The sequence below is a fragment of the Plasticicumulans acidivorans genome (assembly GCF_003182095.1).
Classification (GTDB): Bacteria; Pseudomonadota; Gammaproteobacteria; order Competibacterales; family Competibacteraceae; genus Plasticicumulans; species Plasticicumulans acidivorans.
The window spans coordinates 69,934-88,765 of record NZ_QGTJ01000007.1 but is presented as its reverse complement, the minus strand read 5'-3'; the positions used below and the strand labels follow the sequence as shown (position 1 = coordinate 88,765).

Genomic DNA, 18,832 nt, shown 5'->3' with positions numbered 1-18,832 from the left:
GTGCGATGTTCGACTTCCTGCGCGAACTGTTCTCGACCGGATCTCCGGCCTGCTGCCAGCCGGGTGACGAACTCGACACCGCGATCGAACACCTGATCGGCTCCACCGACCCGCGGCTGAAACTGGTGCCGCGCTACTGGGATCGCCTGGCGCCGGCCGTCTCCCGCGCGCTGCAGGCTGCCCACCAGTGCACCGAAAGCCTGTTTCAAAGCCACGAGCTGACCCGCAGCGCCTATGCACTCGACCCGCTGGTGCATGCGCTGTACGCATCGAGCGATCAGTTGCAGGAACGCCTGGCCGCCAACCCCGACCTGCACGGTTTTCTTGCCACGCCCGCCGGCCGCGGCAGCAATCGCATTTATGGCCTGCTGACCGCGACGCGCGTCGAAAAGCCGCGCCTGGGCATTGCGCTGCAGGACGGGCTGCTGCGTCGCGACGTCGAACAGACGGTGCTGCAGTTCAGCGACACCCGTCTGCTGGCCTTCGGCGCCGACGAGCAGGCCAGCCATATGGCACTGATGTGGAGCGTGTTCGACTACTACGCTCACCGTGCACTGCACCGCCTGAGCGAACTGCGCGAACGGCGCGAAACGCTGGAGGCGCGCTACCACCTCTACCTCGGCAAGCTGCGCTCGCTGGAGCACTACCACCGCGGTATCGGCGGCCTGCTCGGCGAAGCCGCCGGTGGCCAGGGCAGTTCGCGTGAAGAAACCGCTCAGGAGCTGGCGCTGATCGAGCACCAGCTGCACGATGCAGTCGCCGATATCGGTTCGCTCGACGATCATCTGGAGCGCGTCATCGAGGTGCTCGACGAGGCTCCCAGGCTGATTCACATCGACATCATCGACCGCCGCATCGACCGCACCGGCGTCGTGTTGAGCGGACTGCAATCCGGCGGCGATGCCATCGAATTCGCCGAGGCAGTCTTTCATGGCGAGGTGCGCCGCGCAGCGATCCGCGTCAGCATCCCGGTCGCCGAAATCCCGCCAGCGCCCAGGCCCCGGCTGTAAGCGCGCCAAGCAAAGCGGACACTGGCACGCTGAAACACCAGCCGCAACGATCTTAAAAACCATCCATGCTGCAGCGCAGCAGTAAGCTGTGACAAAATACCGACATCGACGGCAAGCCGCCTGCCCCCTCCGGAGCGCCTTCCATGTTCGGTTTTCTGCGCACCCTGCTCGATCACGATGGCCGTTCCAGCGAACCGCCGTCGCGCGGACTGAATCAGGCCATCGACCGTATCGTCGCCGGCACCGATCCGCGACTCGCCCTGCTGGCCCAGCACCGCCGCCGCTTGGCTCCCTGTGCCGGCCGGTTGCTCACGCATGCCCGCGCCTGCGCGGCCGCCCTGACGCCACCACGCCTGCTCAGCCGCACGTCCTTCACCCGTGATCCGCTGATCCGCGCCTGCTTCGGCTCAGCCGATGGCGTCGCCACCACCATCACCCGCGATCCGGCGCTGCGCGAGCTGCTGGCGACACCCCAGGGACACTGCGCCCCCGAGTTCTATGCCCTGCTCAGCCTGAGCTGCACCGAGCGCGCCCAGTTCGGGCTGCAGCTCGAAGGCGACATCATGCGCCGCGATGTCCGCCAGACCGCCGTCGTCTTCGAACGCCCGGTGTTCCTCGCGCCGCACGCCGACGAAGCGGCCTGCCGTGAAGCGGTGATGTGGACCGTGTTCGACTACTGCGTCCACCGCGCCCGGGAACACCTCACCGGGCTGCGCGGGCGACGCGAAGCCCTGCAGACGCGCTACCGCGAGCAATTGGGCAAGCTGCGCATGCTCGATCATGTCAACGGCCGGCGGGTCGTCGGCCTCGACGGACCCGAGCGCGTCAGCCACCGCATCCAGGCGGAGCAAGCATTGGCGCACATCAAGGCGGAGCTACAGCAGGCCGTTGCCGATGTCGCCAGTCTCAATGATTCGCTGGCGCGGGTGATCGAGGTCCTCGAAACGCCGCAGCAACTGGTCAGCATGCAGCGCCGCTGCCTGCGCATCGACCACCGCGGCGTCCGCATCGACGATGCGGCATCGAGTGCGGACACCGTCTGCTTCGATGAAGCCTGCTTCGCGGGTACGCAGACACGGGCCGCCGTGCTGGTACGCATCCCGGGCCTGGAATTCGAGACCCCCGGCCTGCCGACGCTCCCCGACTGGTAGGGATCAGCCAGCCTCAGCGGGCAGCAAAGCGCAGAGGCGCCGGCATACCGTGCTGACGGTAACGCCGATAGTCGGCGAGGATCAGCCCGTGGTCGAAGGCGAGCACCGGCAGTTCGGCATCAGGATCGAAAACGGCGAGATGCCGAGCGTCGTCCTGCGCGCACGGCTCGCCGCATGCCTCGGCGACATAGACCGCACTGGCGGTATGCAGGCGCGCATCGCGCGCCGGATCGGAGTAGCAGCCGAGCAGCGCCAGCAGACGCACGTCGAGCGAGGTTTCTTCGCGGGCCTCACGCACGGCGGCGTCTTCCAGACGCTCACCGATATCGACGAAGCCACCCGGCAGCGCCCAGCCCGGTGGCGGGTAACGGCGCTCGATCAGCACGATCGGCCGTCCGGGCCGATCGGCCAGCTCGATGATGATGTCGACGGTCAGACGCGGCGTCTGCGGTGCACTCATCGCGGTTCCATCCACTATTCGCTGCGCGTGAAGCGCACGATGCGTCGGCGGGCCTGCTTGCCGGGGCGGTGCTCGGGGTGCGGATTGGCCAGCGCGTGCAGCCGCCGCAGCTCGGCTTCACGCTCGCGCCGCTCGCGGCTTTCATCGGTTTCCTGGTAAAGGGTCTGCGCCACGGCGGCCGGGCCGCGCAACTCGGCCAGCTGGCAGACGATCACCTCAAGGCGTTCATGGCCGCGGCTGACCTCGACGGCATCGCCGACATGCAGCGCGCGCGCCGGCTTCGGGCGATCGCCGTTGACATGAACGCGCCCGCCGTTGACCGCCTCGGTGGCAAGGGCGCGGGTCTTGAAAAAGCGCGCCGCCCACAGCCACTTGTCGAGGCGCACGCGCTCAAGTGCGGTGGCGCTCTGTGCCGGCTGGGCCATCCGTGTCAGGTCGCCGGCCGCGCCGGCACCTCGTCGTCAGGCAGCAGAATATTGAGCTCCAGCACTTCGCAGTCACCATCGCGGTCCAGATGCACCTTGATCTGGTCCTGCTCGACCTGTACGTACTTGCGCACGACTTCAAGCAATTCACGCTTGAGAGCCGGGAGATAGTCCGGACTGCGCCTTCGCCCTGAGCCGCGCTCATGGGCAACGATGATCTGCAGCCGTTCCTTGGCCACCGCAGCACTGTTCTGCTTCTTGCGGTTCGCGCGGAAGTAGTCGAAGAAGCCCATGTTCAGTTACCGAACAGTCGCTTGAAGAAGCCTTTCTTTTCGGTCGTCAGGAACCGGTGCGGCCGCTCCTCGCCGAGGAACCGCGCAACCAGATCCGCATAGGCAGAACCGGCATCGGTGGTCTCCTCAAGGATCACCGGCACACCGGAGTTCGACGACTGCAGCACCGCCGACGATTCCGGAATCACGCCGAGTAGCGGGATTGCCAGAATTTCCATCACATCGTCGACCGACAGCATGTCGCCGCGCTCCACCCTCTCCGGAGCATAGCGGGTCAGCACGAGGTGTTCCTTGACCGGCTCCTCGGCCTGCACCGCCCGCCGCGACTTGCTGGCAAGAATGCCGAGGATGCGATCGGAATCGCGCACCGACGACACTTCGGGGTTGGTCGTGACCAGCGCTTCATCGGCGAAGTACATCGCCATCATCGCACCACGCTCGATGCCAGCCGGAGAGTCGCAGATGATGTAGTCGAAGCTCTGGCGCAGTTCGTCGAGCACGCGCTCGACGCCTGACTGCTCAAGGGCATCCTTATCGCGCGTCTGCGAGGCCGGCAGCACATAAAGCGTCTCGACGCGCTTGTCCTTGATCAGCGCCTGATTGAGTGCCGCTTCGCCGTTGATGACGTTGACGAAGTCATACACCACGCGCCGCTCACAGCCCATGATCAGATCGAGGTTACGCAGACCGACGTCGAAATCGATGACGACGGTCTTGAATCCGCGCAGTGCGAGGCCGGTGGCAAAACTGGCGCTGGTCGTGGTCTTGCCGACGCCGCCCTTGCCGGACGTCACGACGATGATCTTAGCCAAGGTGAAGTCTCCTAAAGCTTACGATGGCCGCTGGTTTCGAGCACCAGCGGTTCAATGATCAGGTTCTCGCCTGCCAGATAAATCTGCACCGCCTGCTCCCATTCGCTGTCTCCCTTCTCGATCGTGCGATAGCGCCCTGCAACCGAGACCAGTTCAGCTTCAAGGCCGTGGCAGAAAATTCGCGCAGCCGTATTGCCCTTGACGCCGGCCAGCGCTTTGCCCTTCAGGCTGCCATAGACGTGGATGCTGCCGTCGGCAAGCACTTCGGCACCGGCACTGACGGCGCCGAGCACAGTCAGGTCACCGTCGGCGGCGTAGATCTGCTGACCTGAGCGCACCTGGGTGGCAATGATCCGATTGTGGGCCACCGCCGTCGGCTGGACAGTGGCCGGCAGCACTTCGGCAGCGGCAACGCCGGATTCCTCGTCACGAACGTCGCTGCGCCGCATCGCCGGCCGGCTCTCCGGCAGAAGAGCCAGCCCGGCAGCCACCGCCGCACTGCTCGCCGCCTCGCTGCCGTGGCGCACGCCGACCGGAACCATGCCGTGCTGGCGCAGCATTGCGGCCAGCTGCGCGAAATCCGGCGGTGGTGCGGCCACGGGCAGATCATCGAGATCGATGACGACGGGGTGATGGACGAAGAGCCCGGGCGCCTGTGCCACTTTGGCATCCAGGGCAGCGCCAATGGCTGCCAGATCGCTTTCGTGCAGGCGCAATACGGTGAGGGTAAACAGGCTGCCCTTCAACTCGAAAGGCGCCTCCAAGGTGCGGTCGCTGGTCATGTTTTGGCGCTTTTGTCGGCCGCTGAATCGATCCGGCGGGGGGCCGTAAGAGTGGCTGGCACTCTAAACACTCCCCCCCCAGCGTTCAAGGTCCAGCCGCTGCCCGGCATCAGCCGCCAAGCCATTCGCAGCGCCGTTCGAGCACCGGCTCCGACGGCTGAGCGCTGACGCTGCAGTACACGCTATCGGCCGGGGCCGGCAGGGGCAGCAATGTCACACTGGAAAGCTCGTCGCGCCGAAAAAAATGCAGCGTGCGCGGCTCGCCCGGCGGACAGCGATCGAGCAGCGCTTCGAAGCCGCGCGGCGTAATGCGCAGACCATCGAGCGCGAGCAGCACATCACCTGCCGCCAGCCCCGCCATCTGCGCAGCCCCGCCATCGATGACGTGCACCACGCGCAGCTCCTCGCCACTGGTACCGGTGCGCAGGCCCAGGTCGGCGCGCGCCGTCGTGCGCCGCGCCGGCGTACCGCCTTTGTCGCTGGCGCCTTCGGCCGGCCGTAAGGTGAAGTCGATGCCGAATTCGGCGAGCAGCTCGGCCAGCGGCAGCTCGGCGGTGCTGCGGATGGTCAGATCGAAGAATGCCTGCAGATCACAGCCGGCGATCTCACTGGCGATTGCCTCGACGCCGTCTTCCGGCACGCCGATGCCATGGCAGCCATAGCGCTGCCACAGCGCGCGCATGACGTCATCGAGTGAGCGCTCACCGCCGGTGGCACGGCGGATCGTCAGATCGAGCGCCAGCGCCACCAGTGCGCCCTTGGCGTAGTAGCTGACGACGGCGTTCGGCGTGTCGGCATCGGGTTTGTAAAATTTGTTCCAGGCGTCGAAGCTCGAATCGGCGAGCGTCTGCCGCAGCCGTCCCGGCCCGCGGCAAACGCGGGTGGCGGTTTCGCCGAGCAGCTGCAGCCAGGCGGGGATGTCGATCAACCCGGCGCGCAGCAGTCCGAGGTCGTCGTAATACGAGGTGATGCCCTCGAAGGCCCACAGCAGCCGCGTGTAGTTCTCACGGCCGTAGTCATACGGCGTGAACGCCGCCGGGCGGATGCGCTTGACGTTCCAGGTGTGGAAATACTCGTGGCTGCACAACCCGAGGAAAGTACGGTAGCCCTCGCTGACACCGCTGTCGCCCGGCTGCGGCAGATCGTCGCGCCGGCAGATCAGGCTGGTCGAAGCGCGGTGCTCCAGCCCGCCATAACCGTCGCCGACGGCCAGCACCAGGAACACATAGCGCGACATCGGTGCCGGCTCACCGAAGAAGCGGATGTGCTGCTCGCAGATCGCTTTGAGGTCGCGACTCAGCCGGTCGAGATCGACGCGCACCTGGCCGGTGATGACGATCTCGTGCGGCACGTCGCAGGCAATGAACTGCGCGCGTAACTGTTCGCCGATTTCCACCGGGCTGTCGACCAGCTCGTCGTAGTCGGCCGCGCGATAGAGCCCCGCCCCGGCGCCGTCGACATCGAGGGCCGGCAACGCCGTGGCCACGCGCCAGCGCGCGTACTCGGCCCCCTGCGGCAGACGGATTTCCAGCTCGCAGGACTGATCGGCCTGCTGCGGCAGGCGCGGGAACAAGGCCGTGCCGTTGAAGTAAGCGCGCCGGGTATCGAGATACGCGGTGCGTACCGACAGATCGAGCGCGTGGATCTCCAGCGACACGGTCAGTGCCCCCGCGCACGGCGCGCAGCGCCAGTGATCCTTGTCGAGCTTGTCGACGCTCAGCACCTGGCCGTCCGCCACGCGGGCGCTTAGCGCAACGACGTTCTTGGCGAAGTCGCGGATCATGTAGCTGCCGGGAATCCAGGCCGGCAGCATCAGCTCCTGGCCGGCCGGGTCCGGAGCGGCAACATGGACATCGACGCGGAAGCGGTGCGTGTGCGGCGCATCGGCGTAGAGGGTGTAGCGGAGCGGCTGCGGCATGGTGATTCCCGGTGAAACGGCAGAAGTCGATGCCGCACGCTACCACCGCCGGCCTCAGTCGTGCAGCGCAACCAGCCTTGCCAGTTCCTCACGGCTGAAGCCACCCTGCAAACGCGCCTCGGTGTTGAAGGGCGGGTGCACCGCCGTGTCGTATTCAGCGAGCAGCTGCAGAAAGGTCGCCTCCGGCTCAAGGCCGCGCTCTGCGCACAGATAGGCGAACCAGCGCGAGCCGATGGCGACATGGCCGACCTCCTCGCGCAGGATCACTTCGAGACAGGCGACGGTGGCCTGGTCTCCGAGCTGGCGCAGGCGGGCAATGATGCCCGGCGTGACATCGAGACCGCGCGCCTCCAGCACCCGCGGCACCAGCGCCATGCGCACCAGCGGATCGTGTGCGGTGCGCCGCGCGGCATCCCACAAACCGTCATGCGCCGGCAGCGCACCGTAGTCGCTGCCGACCTCGTGCAACCGCGCCTGCAGCAATGCGAAATGCTCGGCCTCCTCGGCGGCCACCTGCAGCCAGTCGCCATAAAACGCCGGCGGCAGGCCGCGGAAGCGGTAGACGGCATCGAGCGCGAGGTTGATGGCGTTGAATTCGATATGGGCGACCGCGTGCAGCAGCGCGACACGCCCGGCCGGTGAACCCAGCGAGCGGCGCGGCACCTGATGCGGGTGCACCAGCTCAGGCTGCAGCGGGCGCCCCGGCTCGCCGATCGCATGCGGTACTGCGTCCGCATTCAGGCTCAGGCGGCCGTCGAGCCAGTCACGGTGCAGACGCGCACTCAGCGCCAGCTTGTCATCAACGGCACAGGCGCTGAGCGCCTGCCAGGCGCGGGCGTGGACGGATTCACTGCTCATGGCGTTCAACAAACTCGGCAACGGACCTGACGAGTATACGGCGATCGCTACCGGCTCCCGGACGGCGACGCGTTGACGACCTGCGGCAGCCATTCGAGCAGCGCCGCCGCCGGCATCGGCCGCGCGAACACATAGCCCTGCACCTCATCGCAACCGAGCTCGCGCAGCAGTTCGAGCTGCTCGGGCTGCTCGGCGCCCTCGGCGATGATGCGCAGCCCCAACCCGCGGCCGAGCTGGATCACCGCCTCGACGATGGCGCGATCTTCACGCTCATCGAGAATGCCCATGACGAAGGAGCGGTCGATCTTCAGCCGCGACACCGCCAGCCGGCGCAAGGCCGTCAGGCTGGAGTAGCCGGTGCCGAAGTCATCGATCGAAAAGCGTACGCCGAGCGCCCGCAGGCGCTCGACCGCGGCGGCCACCGTTGCCGCGTCACTGAGCAGCAGGGATTCGGTGAGTTCGAGCTCGAGCCGCTGTGCCGGCAGCCCGCTCGCCGCCAGTGCCGCCTCGACGGTGGCGACGATGTCCCCGCTGGCGAACTGCAGCGCCGACAGGTTGACAGCGACAGCCATCGTCTCGGGCCAGGCACAGGCGTCACGGCACGCCTGTTCGAGCACGTAGACGCCAATCGGCACGATCAGGCCGCTTTCCTCGGCCACCGGGATGAAGCGCCCCGGCGACAGCTCACCCATGCTTGGAGAACGCCAGCGCAGCAGGGCTTCAGCGCCCAGTACGTGACCGTCGTGCAGATCGAGCTGCGGCTGATAGGCCAGCCAGAATTCCCCCTGACGCAGTGCCTCACGCATGCCCTGCTCCATCGCCAGGCGCTCGCGAGACATGCGGTCGAGCGGACCGCCGGCAAAACGGTAGCCGCCGCGCCCCGCGCTTTTTGCCGCGGCCAGTGCCGTGTCGGCACGCGCCTGCAGGGCATCGAAATCGCTGCCGTCATCCGGGAACACGGCAATGCCGATGCTCGTCGAGGTTTGCAGGCGCTCACTGCCGAACACCACCGGCTGCGCCAGACTCTCCAGCAACTGCACGGTAAAGCGCACGACGGCGTCGACATCACCAAGACCACCGAGCAGCAGCACGAACTCGTCGCCGCCGACGCGGCTGGCGCGATCGGCAGGACCGAGTGCAGCGAGCAGGCGCTCGGCATAGCAGGCGAGCAGACAGTCACCCGCCGTCGGCCCGAACAGGTCATTGAGGATCTTGAAGCGATCGACATCGAGGCTGAGTACTGCCGCGATGCCGCCCTCGCGCCGCGCCTGGGCCAGCACCAGCGCCGCCAGCTCACGCAGCAGCTCGCGGTTCGGCAGGCCGGTCAGACCATCATGACGCGCGAGGAAATCGATGCGCGCCTGTGCGGCCTTGCGCTCGGTGAGATCGGAGACGACGCCAACGTACTGACTCAGCCGGCCGGCCGCATCGCGCACGGCGGTCACCCCCAGCCACAATGGCAACGGCGCGCCGTCCTGACGCCGGGCGCAGATCTCACCCTGCCAGTGTCCACTGCGATCAATCTGCGCCAGCAGTTCGCGTAGGTGTCCGGCATCATCCGGGTCGGGGGCCAGCCGCCGCAGCAGGCTCCCCGACCAGTCCGCAACGCTGTAGCCAGTCATCGCCGCAAACGCCGGATTGACCATCTGCACCCGGCGTTGCGGATCGGCCACGAACAGGCCTTCTCCCATCGCGTCGAACACCTGAGCCGCCAGGCGCAGCTGCGCCTGGCGCTGCAAATTGTCGAGGGCGTAACCGATGTCACCGGCCATTTCGGCGAGCAGGCGCACGTCGTCATGGCCGATGGCCGCGTCGGTACGAGCGCGCACGACCAGCGCCCCGTCCACCCCCTGCTCATCATCGATACGGATCGGGAACACCGCCAGCTCACCGTCTTCACTGAGCTGCGGCTGCCGCGCACGGCAGGCGGCACCGACGATGCCGGCCGCTGCGTACAGCTGCTGACGCGACGGCGCCGCACCGCCGCAGGCGACCAGGCCGCCGCCGTCGCGCAGATCGATCCAGACGCTGGCAAAACCTCCCTGCGCGCAGGCCTCCTCGCAGACACGCACCAGCAGCTCCTGGCGGCTGCGCGCACGCACGATGGTCTGATTGGTCGCCGACAGGGTGACGTAGAGGCGGTTGAGATGGCGTTCGCGCTGTTCGGCGAGCTTCAGTGCGGTGATGTCGGTATGCGTGCCCACCAAACGCCGGGGACGCCCGTCTGCATCGCGCTCGATGACACGACCGACACTCAGCAGCCACAGCCAGCGTCCGTCGGCAGTGCTGGCGCGGTACTCGGCGCGATAGTCGACACAGCGCCCGGCAAGATAGTCGTCGAGGGCTTTGAGCACACGGCCGCGGTCGTCCGGATGCAGCCGCCCGCGCCAGCCGGAAAAACTGGCGTGAAACGCCCTGTGGTCATAGCCGAGCATTCGCGCATAGCCATCGTTGACGACCATCACACCATTGATCAGATCAAGATCGAACAGCCCCTGACGCCCGGCTTCGAGCGACAGCCGCAACCGCGCCTCGCTGTCAGCAAGCGCCACAGCGGCACGCTGATCGGCGCATATCTGCCGATCCAGCCACCACAGGACGGCACCGATCAGCAGCGTGGCCGTCAGCACCAGCGCATCGTGCAAACGCCGTCGTTCTTCGTGTGCACGGTGAGCGGCGTCGATGATGGCGATCTGCAGGGCCTCACCCGCGGCACTGAGTTCGGCGAAGGCAACACGGATCGACAAGGCATCGCCGCCGGAGCCATCGCGGTGCCGGCTCAGCGCTGCACGCACGGGCATCAGCGCCTGCTCGACACGCTGCGCGGCACGCACGACTTCCACCGACGGCGTACTGACGTCGGGCACACCGCTCAGGCTGCTGCGCCCGCGGGCAATGTCGGCAGCCACCAGCCGCGCCCGCTCCAGCCGCATATCGAGCTCGCCGGGATGCACCACCAGCCCCCCGGCCAGCAACTGATCGGCCTGCAAGCGGGCTTTCAGCACCTGGATCTGTACCTGAGCGGAAGCGTCAAGCGGCGCCACGATGCCGGCCAGACTCGCTTCGCTGAAGGCATACAGCCAGCCAAGCAAGCCGAGCAGCAACACGCCGAGGCCGGTTACGCTGAACAGCGGCAGCCGCGTGCGCCAGCCCTCACGGGCCGCCACTGGCTTCATGCCGGCGGCCATCTCAGCGCTCTCCCGCCTGCGGCCGCAGCTCGTCGGCGGTAAAGCCCAGCGGCATCACTCGCACCAGATGCTCGTCGCTGCCCAGATACGTTGCGAGCGCCCGCTCGCAGATCTGACGCAGGCGCTGGTCCTGTTTGCGAAACGCCAGTGCCGGCCGGTCACGGCGCGCCATGGGCTCGCCGCTCAGCATGATGACGCGCAGATCATCATGTCCCGGCGCACGCACACCGGCACGCAGGGTCGGCGCCGACAAAGCGAGACCGTCCGCGCGCCCCGAACGCACGGCCTCGAAACCGCTGGCAGCATCAGGAACGCGCAGCAGGCGTTCAAGCGGAACGCCCGCCATGCGCGCACGGGTTTCTTCGACGGCATCACGCACGACAGCGAGCACGAAATGTGTATCCGCGGCGACCTCCGCCAGCGTGGCGTATTGGCGCGACTCGTCGACACGCAGCAACAGTCCGGCTCCGACATAGGCGGTGGGCTGCGAGAAATCGACGCGCTGAGCGCGCTCCGAGGTGGTGAACAGGCCGGCGGCAATGACATCGAAGCGGCCGGCCAGAAGTTGCGGAATCAGCTCGTGGAAATCAGTGACCACCCAGTCGACTCGACGAATGCCGAGCCGGCTGGCCATGGCATTGACCACTGCCACCGATTCGCCGTCGAGCCCCTGCGGACCGACGAAAGCATAGGGCGCTTCAATGGCGTAGCCGACGCGCAGACTGCTCTCTCGCGTCAGCCGTGTCGCCGCATCCACCGGCGCCAGCATCCTCCCCCACCAGACAATGCCCCCCGCGCTGACAAGAACCAGCGCCAAGCAGCAGGCGAGTGCACGACTCATCGCGGCACCTCCCGGCTACCTTCACATCCAAACCGCCCCGCCTTCTCCACGGCATCCGGCTGACTCATCCATCGGCTCCGTGATTTTGCGTGCCAAGCTTGGCGCTCGGCGGTCAGCGGCCCGAGGGTTATGTTGCTCCATCTGCAGCGTAGGACACGTGACGCGCATCACCGCCACTGCCGGCAACTTCAATTGTTTGCACTGATCTGGGTCACACTGGCCAGACACTTCCACGCTGCCAGCTTTTGTCGAAACGTCTGTCCGGCATGCGCCGGGCTGGTCGACGGCAGGCGAACCAGATTCAGCTCCAGTCCGTCGAGTCGGCGCAACACCCAGCGGCGAAACACCGTCTCCGCCGTCGTGCCGTTGAAGAACACGTGCCGAAGCTGCGGATGCGCTGCAAAAAATGCGGGGAAGTCATTGATCTGCATTGAAGCTGGATCGATTGCACTGTCGAGGCTGCCCTCGCGACGGCAGGCCGCCAGCACATCCCAGACGGCGACGCCGGCCTGGCGCAGCGCCGCAGCACGCTCGGCATAGGGGGCATCGGCCGGCGTACCGTACAAGGCGGCCATCAGCGGCCAGAAGTGATTGCGCGGATGCGCGTAGTACTCCCCCGCCGTCAGCGACGCCACGCTCGGCATCGAACCCAACACCAGTGCGCGTGCGTCCGAGCCGGCAATCGGATCAAATCCTTTCAACAAGTTTTCCATAAAATCACCTCGGAAAATAAAATTAAATACAATAAAATCACGCTGTTATTAACAAATTTTCAGATATTTTGTATTAGAAATTTTCACAGCTTGAAATTAGTTTCAAGCTTAAACTGCCGCGCTTCCGGGCCGCTCATGGAACCATCTGTCCACGGTCCGGCAGAGGTTTGCAAAACCGCTACCCCGGGGAGAGAGACAATGTTCGAAGAGCGTATCCGCTGCGCTGACCTACGCAGCCGCGTCATGTCCGCCGATCAGGCTGCAGCACTGATCAGCGACGGCATGACAGTCGGCATGAGCGGATTCACCCGCGCGGGCGATGCCAAAGTCATTCCCTTCGCGATGGCTGAACGCGCGCGCCGCGATCCGTTCCGCATCACCCTGCTCACCGGCGCCTCACTCGGCAATGACGTCGACCGCACGCTGACCGAAGCCGGTGTGCTCGCCCGCCGCCTGCCGTTCCAATCCGACGCGACGCTGCGCAAGGCGATCAACCGCGGTGAGGTCATGTTCGTCGATCAGCACTTGAGCGAGACCGTCGAGCAGCTACGCACGCACCAGATCGGCCCGGTCGACATCGCGGTGATCGAGGCCATCGCCATCAATGCCGACGGCAGCATCGTGCCAACGACCTCGATCGGCAACTCGGCGAGTTTCGCCATCCTCGCCGAAAAAATCATCGTCGAAATCAACCTGACGCAACCGCTCGAACTCGAAGGCCTGCACGACGTCTACATCCCGCGCCGACGCCCGCACCGCATGCCGATCCCGCTGACCGATCCGTCCGATCGCATCGGTGAAACCGCAATCCCGGTGCCGCCGGAGAAGATCGCCGCCATCGTCGTTTCGGAAAAGGCCGACAGCGCCTCGACGATCCTGCCGGCCGATGCCGAAACCGCCGCCATCGCCAATCACCTGATCGAGTTCTTCGAGCACGAGGTGCGCCGCGGCCGCCTGACCACCTCGCTGCTGCCGCTGCAGGCCGGCATCGGCACGATCGCCAACGCGGTGCTGAGCGGCTTCATCCATTCGCCGTTCCACGGCCTGACGATGTACTCGGAAGTGCTGCAGGACTCGACCTTCGAATTGTTCGACGCCGGTCGGCTGGACTTCGCCTCGGGTTCGTCGATCACGCTGTCAGCCGAAACCTACCGGCGCGTATTCGCCGACATCGGCCGCTACAAGTCGCGACTGGTGCTGCGCCCGCAGGAAGTCAGCAATCATCCGGAAGTGATCCGCCGCCTCGGCATCATCGCACTCAACACGGCGCTGGAAGCCGACATCTACGGCAACGTCAACTCCACGCACGTGCTCGGCACGCACATGATGAACGGCATCGGCGGCTCCGGTGACTTCGCGCGCAACGCCTACATGGCGATCTTCGCCACCAAGTCGATCGCCAAGGACGGGCGTATTTCGAGCATCGTGCCGATGGTCAGCCATTGCGACCACAACGAGCACGACGTCGACATCCTGGTCACCGAACAGGGTCTGGCCGACCTGCGCGGCCTGGCGCCGCGCGAACGCGCTGCGGTGATCATCGAGCGCTGCGCCCATCCGCAGTACCGCGATCTGCTGCGCGACTACTACAAGGATGCGGTCACCCACATCGGCGGCCAGACGCCGCACCGGCTGGAGCGCGCCTTCGAGATGCATGTGCGCTTCCGCGAAACCGGCTCGATGCTGGCCAGCACGGCCGAGGCGGCAGCATGAGCGCCCGCCGCTTGTCCAAGCGCCTGCACGGCACGATCCGCGCTCATCGCCGCCTGCTGCTCACCGAGCACGAAGAGGAAATGGTCGAGGCCGATACGCCGCAGACACCCAGCCTGTCCCACGACAGCTGCACGACAAGCGGACCGCTGCCGCTGAAAGCCCCCGCACAGCACTGAGGTGCGCGGCTGCGACCAGCCGGCACGCTGCATGCCGGCTTGTCGCAAACCTGACAAACGACATCCGCCTGCGTTCGGGCTGCGAGGCGGATCACTTTAAAATCAATTCATTGACGCAACTCAATGCGCCCTCCGCAGGCTGGCACCGGAAGTGCAGGCAGCAAGTATCGCATCTGCCCCGCCAGGCTCATGGAGACCGTCGATGTCCAGCCCCGCCCCCGCTGCTGCCCCCATCACTCGCGACGCCGCCCTGCGCATCGCCCTCGCCGCCCGCGCCATGCCGGCGATCACGCTGCCCCGCCTGATCGAAGTCCTGCAGGATCTGATCGGCGACGAGATCGACTGCGAGCGCCTGCGCAAAATCACCGTCACCGACCTCAAGACCGGCTTCGGCAGCCTCGACGGCGAGGAAGACGGTGAAGACATCGGCATCGGCCTCGAAGCTCTGAAGCTCGCGGCCCGTATTCTCTGGGGCGACACCCAGGAAGACGAAAACCTGCCGAAGATCGAGACCTACGCCGAAGGCGATATGCCGGACTCGCTGCGCGTCGCGCTGTGCTCGGACAGCGGCAACGAGCTGAACGGCCATTTCGGCTCCTGCCTGCGCTACCTGGTCTACCAGGTCTCGGCCACTGAAAGCCGCTGCATCGGCATCCGCGATGCGCTGGAAGCCGATTTCGCCGCCGACAAGAACCTGTTCCGCACGCAACTGATCGACGATTGCCACGTGCTTTACGTAGTGTCGATGGGGGGGCCGGCAGCGGCCAAGGTGATTCGCGCCAATATCTATCCGATCAAGCGCATCGAGGGCGGTCCTGCGACCGAAATCCTCAGCGAATTCCAGGGCATGATGGCCGGTTCGCCGCCGCCGTGGATGCTGAAGGCCCTCGGCGTCGCCGCCGAGCAGCGTCTGAAAAACTACGGTGCCGCACCGACCGACGAATGAGCTGCGAGGTCAATGCCATGGGCCAGTCTGCCAAGACCGATTACTACCGCACCGTCGCCGACCTGATCGTCAACACCATCACTTCGGCGAAGATCGTCGGCGAAAACCGCAAGCTCACCGGCCTCGTGGCCGGCAGCGTCACGCGCTTCGTGCGTGAACTCGACAACGAATCCGGTGACGAGGAACAGGGCGATGCACTGCTCGACTTCGCCCGGGAATGCATCGACGAGCACGGTGCCGAGCATGTGCCGAACCTCGCCGCCGCACTGAGCACGCTCGCCGCAACCCGCGCCTGAAGCGTGTTGCAGCGGCCCGCCATGACGGCGGGCCGCATGCGGCTCAGTTCGATGAGCCGGTCATTTCATCCCAGAACTTTTTCGCCTTGTCGAGCCAGCTCTGCGACTGCGGCGCATGCTCATGCCCGCCCTCGCCCAAGGTCGCGGCGAACTGCTCCAGCAGCTCGCGCTGCTTGGCGGTGAGATTGACCGGTGTCTCGACGCTGACCCGGCACAGCAGGTCACCCTGCTGACCGCCGCGCACCGATTTCACGCCCTTGCCGCGCAGACGGAACACCCTCCCGGTCTGCGTTTCCGCCGGAATCTTCAGGCTGACGCGGCCGTCGAGCGTCGGTACGTCGAGCTCGCCGCCGAGCGCGGCCATCGTGAAGCTGATCGGCACCTCGCAGTGCAGGTCGTTTTCTTCACGGGTGAAGATCGGGTGCGGCTTGACGCGGATCTGCACGTACAGATCACCCGCCGGTCCGCCCCCCTCACCCGCCTCTCCCTCACCGGCGAGACGGATGCGGTCACCATTGTCGACACCGGCCGGCACCTTGACCGACAGCGTCTTCTGCTCCTCGACGCGGCCGTGACCATGACAGTGATCACAGGGGTCCATAATGACGACGCCGCGCCCCTGGCAGCGCGGGCAGGTCTGCTGGATCGAGAAGAATCCCTGCTGGATACGCACCTGACCGACACCGTTGCAGGTCGGGCAGGTGCTCGGCTTGGTGCCTTTCTTGGCTCCGGAGCCGTTACAGAACTGGCAGGTGACCAGCGCCGGTACGCGGATCTTGGCGTTGGTGCCGAATACCGCCTCTTCCAGCGTCAGATCGAGCATGTAGCGCAGATCGGCTCCGCGGTATGCGCCGCCGCCCTGTCCGCGCCCGCCGCCATTGAAAATGTCGCCGAAAATATCGCCGAAGATGTCGGAGAAATTCGGTCCGCCGGCACCACCGGCACCCCCCGGCCCACCCTCGACGCCGGCATGTCCGAACTGATCGTAGGCTGCGCGTTTGCGGGCATCGGCGAGGATCTCGTAAGCCTCCTTCGCCTCCTTGAATTTTTCCTCCGCGGCCGCGTCACCGGGATTGCGGTCAGGATGGAATTTCATCGCGAGACGGCGGTACGCCTTCTTGATCTCTTCGTCGCTGGCGTTTTTGGCAACGCCGAGCACCTCGTAATAGTCGCGCTTGGCCATCGGTCTGATCTGGGGCTGGGGGCGGTGAATGCGCCGCCCGTTCACGACAAGGCCGGACCCCGGGATTTACCCCAGGGTCCGGCCGCGGCGTACTGCCGTTTCCGTTACTTCTGATCCTTCACTTCTTCGAATTCGGCGTCGACGACACCATCATCGGTCGGCTTCCGGCCGCCGGGCTGACCGGCGGCGTTGGCGTCACTCGCCCCTTCGGCGCTGTAGACGCGCGAGGCCAGTTTGCCAGAGAGCTCGGCCAGCGCTTCGGTCTTCTTGACGATCGCGTCCTTGTTGTCGCTCTTGGCAGCGGTACGCAGATCGGCAATCGCCGACTCGATCCCGGCGCGCTCGCCGGCCTCGACCTTCTCGCCGAGCTCCTTCATCGACTTCTCGGCGGCGTGGATCAGGTTCTCGGCATGGTTGCGGGCCTCGACCAGCTCATGGAACTTGCGGTCTTCCTCGGCATGCGCCTCGGCGTCCTTGACCATGCGCTGGATCTCGTCGTCGCTCAGGCCGGAGCTGGCCTTGATGACGATGCTCTGCTCCTTGCCGGTGGCCTTGTCCTTCGCTGAGACGTTGAGGATGCCGTTGGCGTCGATGTTGAACGTCACCTCGATCTGCGGCACACCGCGCGGCGCCGGCGGGATGTCACTCAGGTCGAACTTGCCGAGCGATTTGTTGGCATGCGCCTGCTCGCGTTCGCCCTGCAGCACGTGCACGGTCACCGCGGTCTGGTTGTCGTCGGCAGTGGAGAAAGTCTGCGTCTGCTTGGTCGGGATCGTAGTGTTCTTCTCGATCAGCTTGGTCATCACGCCGCCCATCGTCTCGATACCGAGCGACAGCGGGGTGACGTCGAGCAGCAGCACGTCCTTGACCGAACCACCGAGCACGCCGCCCTGGATCGCCGCGCCGACGGCCACGGCCTCATCCGGGTTGACGTCCTTGCGCGGCTCCTTGCCGAAGAAGCTCTTCACCGCCTCCTGCACCTTGGGCATGCGCGTCTGGCCGCCGACGAGGATCACGTCGTCGATGTCACCGACCGACAGGCCGGCATCCTTCAGTGCGGTACGGCACGGTGCGATGGTCTTCTCGATCAGATCCTCGACCAGGCTTTCGAGCTTGGCGCGCGTCAGCTTGATGTTGAGGTGCTTCGGACCGGTCGCATCGGCAGTGATGTACGGCAGGTTGATGTCGGTCTGCTGGCTCGACGACAGCTCGATCTTGGCCTTCTCGGCGGATTCCTTCAGACGCTGCAGCGCCAGCGGATCATTGGCCAGATTGATGCCGGAATCCTTCTGGAACTGCTCGACGAGGTAGTCGATGACGCGCTTGTCGAAGTCCTCGCCACCGAGGAAGGTGTCGCCGTTGGTCGACAGCACTTCGAACTGCTTCTCGCCGTCGACGTCAGCGATCTCGATGATCGAGATATCGAAGGTACCGCCGCCGAGGTCGTAAACGGCGATCTTGCGATCCTTGCCGCTGACCTTGTCCATGCCGTAGGCGAGCGCGGCGGCCGTCGGCTCGTTGATGATGCGCTTGACGTCGAGACCGGCGATGCGCCCGGCGTCCTTGGTCGCCTGGCGCTGCGAATCATTGAAGTAGGCCGGCACGGTAATGACCGCTTCGGTCACTTCTTCACCGAGATAGTCTTCGGCGGTCTTCTTCATCTTCATCAGCACGCGCGCGGAAATCTCCGGCGGCGCCATCTGCTTGCCGTGCGCCTCGACCCAGGCATCACCATTGCTGTTCTTGACGATCTTGAACGGCACGAGGTCGATGTCTTTCTGTACTTCGCGGTCTTCGAAACGACGGCCGATCAGACGCTTGACGGCATACAGCGTGTTCTGCGGATTGGTCACGGCCTGGCGCTTGGCGCTCTGGCCGACGGTGACTTCGCCGTCTTCAAGGAAAGCGACGGTCGACGGAGTCGTGCGATCGCCCTCGCTGTTTTCGATGACGCGGGGTTTACCGCCTTCCATCACCGCCACGCAGGAATTAGTGGTGCCGAGGTCGATGCCGATGATCTTGCCCATGGTGTCCTCTCTACGGAAATTCGGGGTTTGTATTCGTTCG

At 65.8% G+C, this 18,832-nt stretch carries 18 protein-coding genes; 6 read left to right on the top strand and 12 right to left on the bottom strand.

All coding sequences use genetic code 11. The features are described from left to right. Window positions 1-5 precede the first annotated feature (5 nt). Together C7443_RS12770 and C7443_RS12765 are read left to right on the top strand one after the other, a co-directional pair. Window positions 6-1,010: a hypothetical protein gene (locus tag C7443_RS12770; protein ID WP_110019001.1), complete on the top strand. Its 1,005-nt coding sequence runs from the start codon at window positions 6-8 to the stop codon at window positions 1,008-1,010. Between the two features lie 143 nt (window positions 1,011-1,153). Continuing rightward, a complete protein-coding gene (locus C7443_RS12765) occupies window positions 1,154-2,161 on the top strand; it encodes a hypothetical protein (protein WP_110019000.1) in 1,008 nt (335 codons plus the stop codon). Between the two features lie 13 nt (window positions 2,162-2,174). On the opposite strand, the gene C7443_RS12760 is transcribed toward C7443_RS12765, so the two are convergent. The 10 genes from C7443_RS12760 to C7443_RS12715 all read right to left on the bottom strand — a co-directional run bounded on the left by C7443_RS12760 (window position 2,175) and on the right by C7443_RS12715 (window position 12,451). Beyond that, complete coding sequence (locus C7443_RS12760) at window positions 2,175-2,621, bottom strand: NUDIX domain-containing protein (RefSeq protein WP_110018999.1); 447 nt, start codon at window positions 2,619-2,621, stop codon at window positions 2,175-2,177. A gap of 14 nt (window positions 2,622-2,635) precedes the next feature. Next, window positions 2,636-3,046: an RNA-binding S4 domain-containing protein gene (locus C7443_RS12755; protein WP_110018998.1), complete on the bottom strand. Its 411-nt coding sequence runs from the start codon at window positions 3,044-3,046 to the stop codon at window positions 2,636-2,638. A 5-nt stretch (window positions 3,047-3,051) separates the two neighbouring features. After that, window positions 3,052-3,339 carry a cell division topological specificity factor MinE gene (gene minE, locus C7443_RS12750; RefSeq protein ID WP_110018997.1) on the bottom strand — a complete coding sequence of 96 codons (288 nt, stop codon included), beginning with the start codon at window positions 3,337-3,339 and terminating at the stop codon, window positions 3,052-3,054. 2 nt (window positions 3,340-3,341) lie between these two features. Next, the gene (minD, locus tag C7443_RS12745; protein WP_110018996.1) at window positions 3,342-4,151 is read right to left on the bottom strand and encodes a septum site-determining protein MinD; all 810 of its coding nucleotides are present in this window, start codon (window positions 4,149-4,151) and stop codon (window positions 3,342-3,344) included. A gap of 11 nt (window positions 4,152-4,162) precedes the next feature. After that, entirely contained in the window at window positions 4,163-4,933 is a 771-nt protein-coding gene (gene minC, locus C7443_RS12740; protein ID WP_110018995.1) for a septum site-determining protein MinC, read from the bottom strand. Between the two features lie 109 nt (window positions 4,934-5,042). Then, window positions 5,043-6,851 carry a M61 family metallopeptidase gene (locus tag C7443_RS12735; protein ID WP_110018994.1) on the bottom strand — a complete coding sequence of 603 codons (1,809 nt, stop codon included), beginning with the start codon at window positions 6,849-6,851 and terminating at the stop codon, window positions 5,043-5,045. 54 nt (window positions 6,852-6,905) lie between these two features. Further along, on the bottom strand, window positions 6,906-7,709 hold the full coding sequence (locus C7443_RS12730) for a ferritin-like domain-containing protein (protein WP_110018993.1): 804 nt from the start codon (window positions 7,707-7,709) through the stop codon (window positions 6,906-6,908). 47 nt (window positions 7,710-7,756) lie between these two features. After that, on the bottom strand, window positions 7,757-10,897 hold the full coding sequence (locus C7443_RS12725) for a bifunctional diguanylate cyclase/phosphodiesterase (protein ID WP_110018992.1): 3,141 nt from the start codon (window positions 10,895-10,897) through the stop codon (window positions 7,757-7,759). A gap of 1 nt (window position 10,898) precedes the next feature. Then, window positions 10,899-11,738: a transporter substrate-binding domain-containing protein gene (locus C7443_RS12720; RefSeq protein ID WP_110018991.1), complete on the bottom strand. Its 840-nt coding sequence runs from the start codon at window positions 11,736-11,738 to the stop codon at window positions 10,899-10,901. Window positions 11,739-11,926: 188 nt separating this feature from the next. Further along, window positions 11,927-12,451 (bottom strand): DNA-deoxyinosine glycosylase, encoded by a 525-nt coding sequence (locus C7443_RS12715; RefSeq protein WP_110018990.1) that lies wholly within the window; start codon window positions 12,449-12,451, stop codon window positions 11,927-11,929. 198 nt (window positions 12,452-12,649) lie between these two features. On the opposite strand from C7443_RS12715, the gene scpC reads away from it, so the two are divergent. From scpC to C7443_RS12695, 4 genes are all read left to right on the top strand, one after another. After that, window positions 12,650-14,164: a succinyl-CoA:acetate CoA-transferase ScpC gene (gene scpC / locus C7443_RS12710; protein ID WP_110018989.1), complete on the top strand. Its 1,515-nt coding sequence runs from the start codon at window positions 12,650-12,652 to the stop codon at window positions 14,162-14,164. Next, a complete protein-coding gene (locus C7443_RS12705; RefSeq protein ID WP_110018988.1) occupies window positions 14,161-14,340 on the top strand; it encodes a hypothetical protein in 180 nt (59 codons plus the stop codon). Before scpC ends, C7443_RS12705 begins: the two co-directional genes overlap by 4 nt. 202 nt (window positions 14,341-14,542) lie before the next feature. Next, window positions 14,543-15,286 carry a dinitrogenase iron-molybdenum cofactor biosynthesis protein gene (locus C7443_RS12700; protein ID WP_110018987.1) on the top strand — a complete coding sequence of 248 codons (744 nt, stop codon included), beginning with the start codon at window positions 14,543-14,545 and terminating at the stop codon, window positions 15,284-15,286. Window positions 15,287-15,303: 17 nt separating this feature from the next. Continuing rightward, window positions 15,304-15,582, top strand: coding sequence for a hypothetical protein (locus C7443_RS12695; protein ID WP_146213302.1), 279 nt, complete (start codon window positions 15,304-15,306; stop codon window positions 15,580-15,582). A 43-nt stretch (window positions 15,583-15,625) separates the two neighbouring features. On the opposite strand, the gene dnaJ is transcribed toward C7443_RS12695, so the two are convergent. Together dnaJ and dnaK are read right to left on the bottom strand one after the other, a co-directional pair. Beyond that, on the bottom strand, window positions 15,626-16,765 hold the full coding sequence (gene dnaJ, locus C7443_RS12690) for a molecular chaperone DnaJ (protein WP_110018985.1): 1,140 nt from the start codon (window positions 16,763-16,765) through the stop codon (window positions 15,626-15,628). A 104-nt stretch (window positions 16,766-16,869) separates the two neighbouring features. Continuing rightward, window positions 16,870-18,792: a molecular chaperone DnaK gene (dnaK, locus tag C7443_RS12685; RefSeq protein WP_110018984.1), complete on the bottom strand. Its 1,923-nt coding sequence runs from the start codon at window positions 18,790-18,792 to the stop codon at window positions 16,870-16,872. Between the last annotated feature and the right edge of the window lie 40 nt (window positions 18,793-18,832).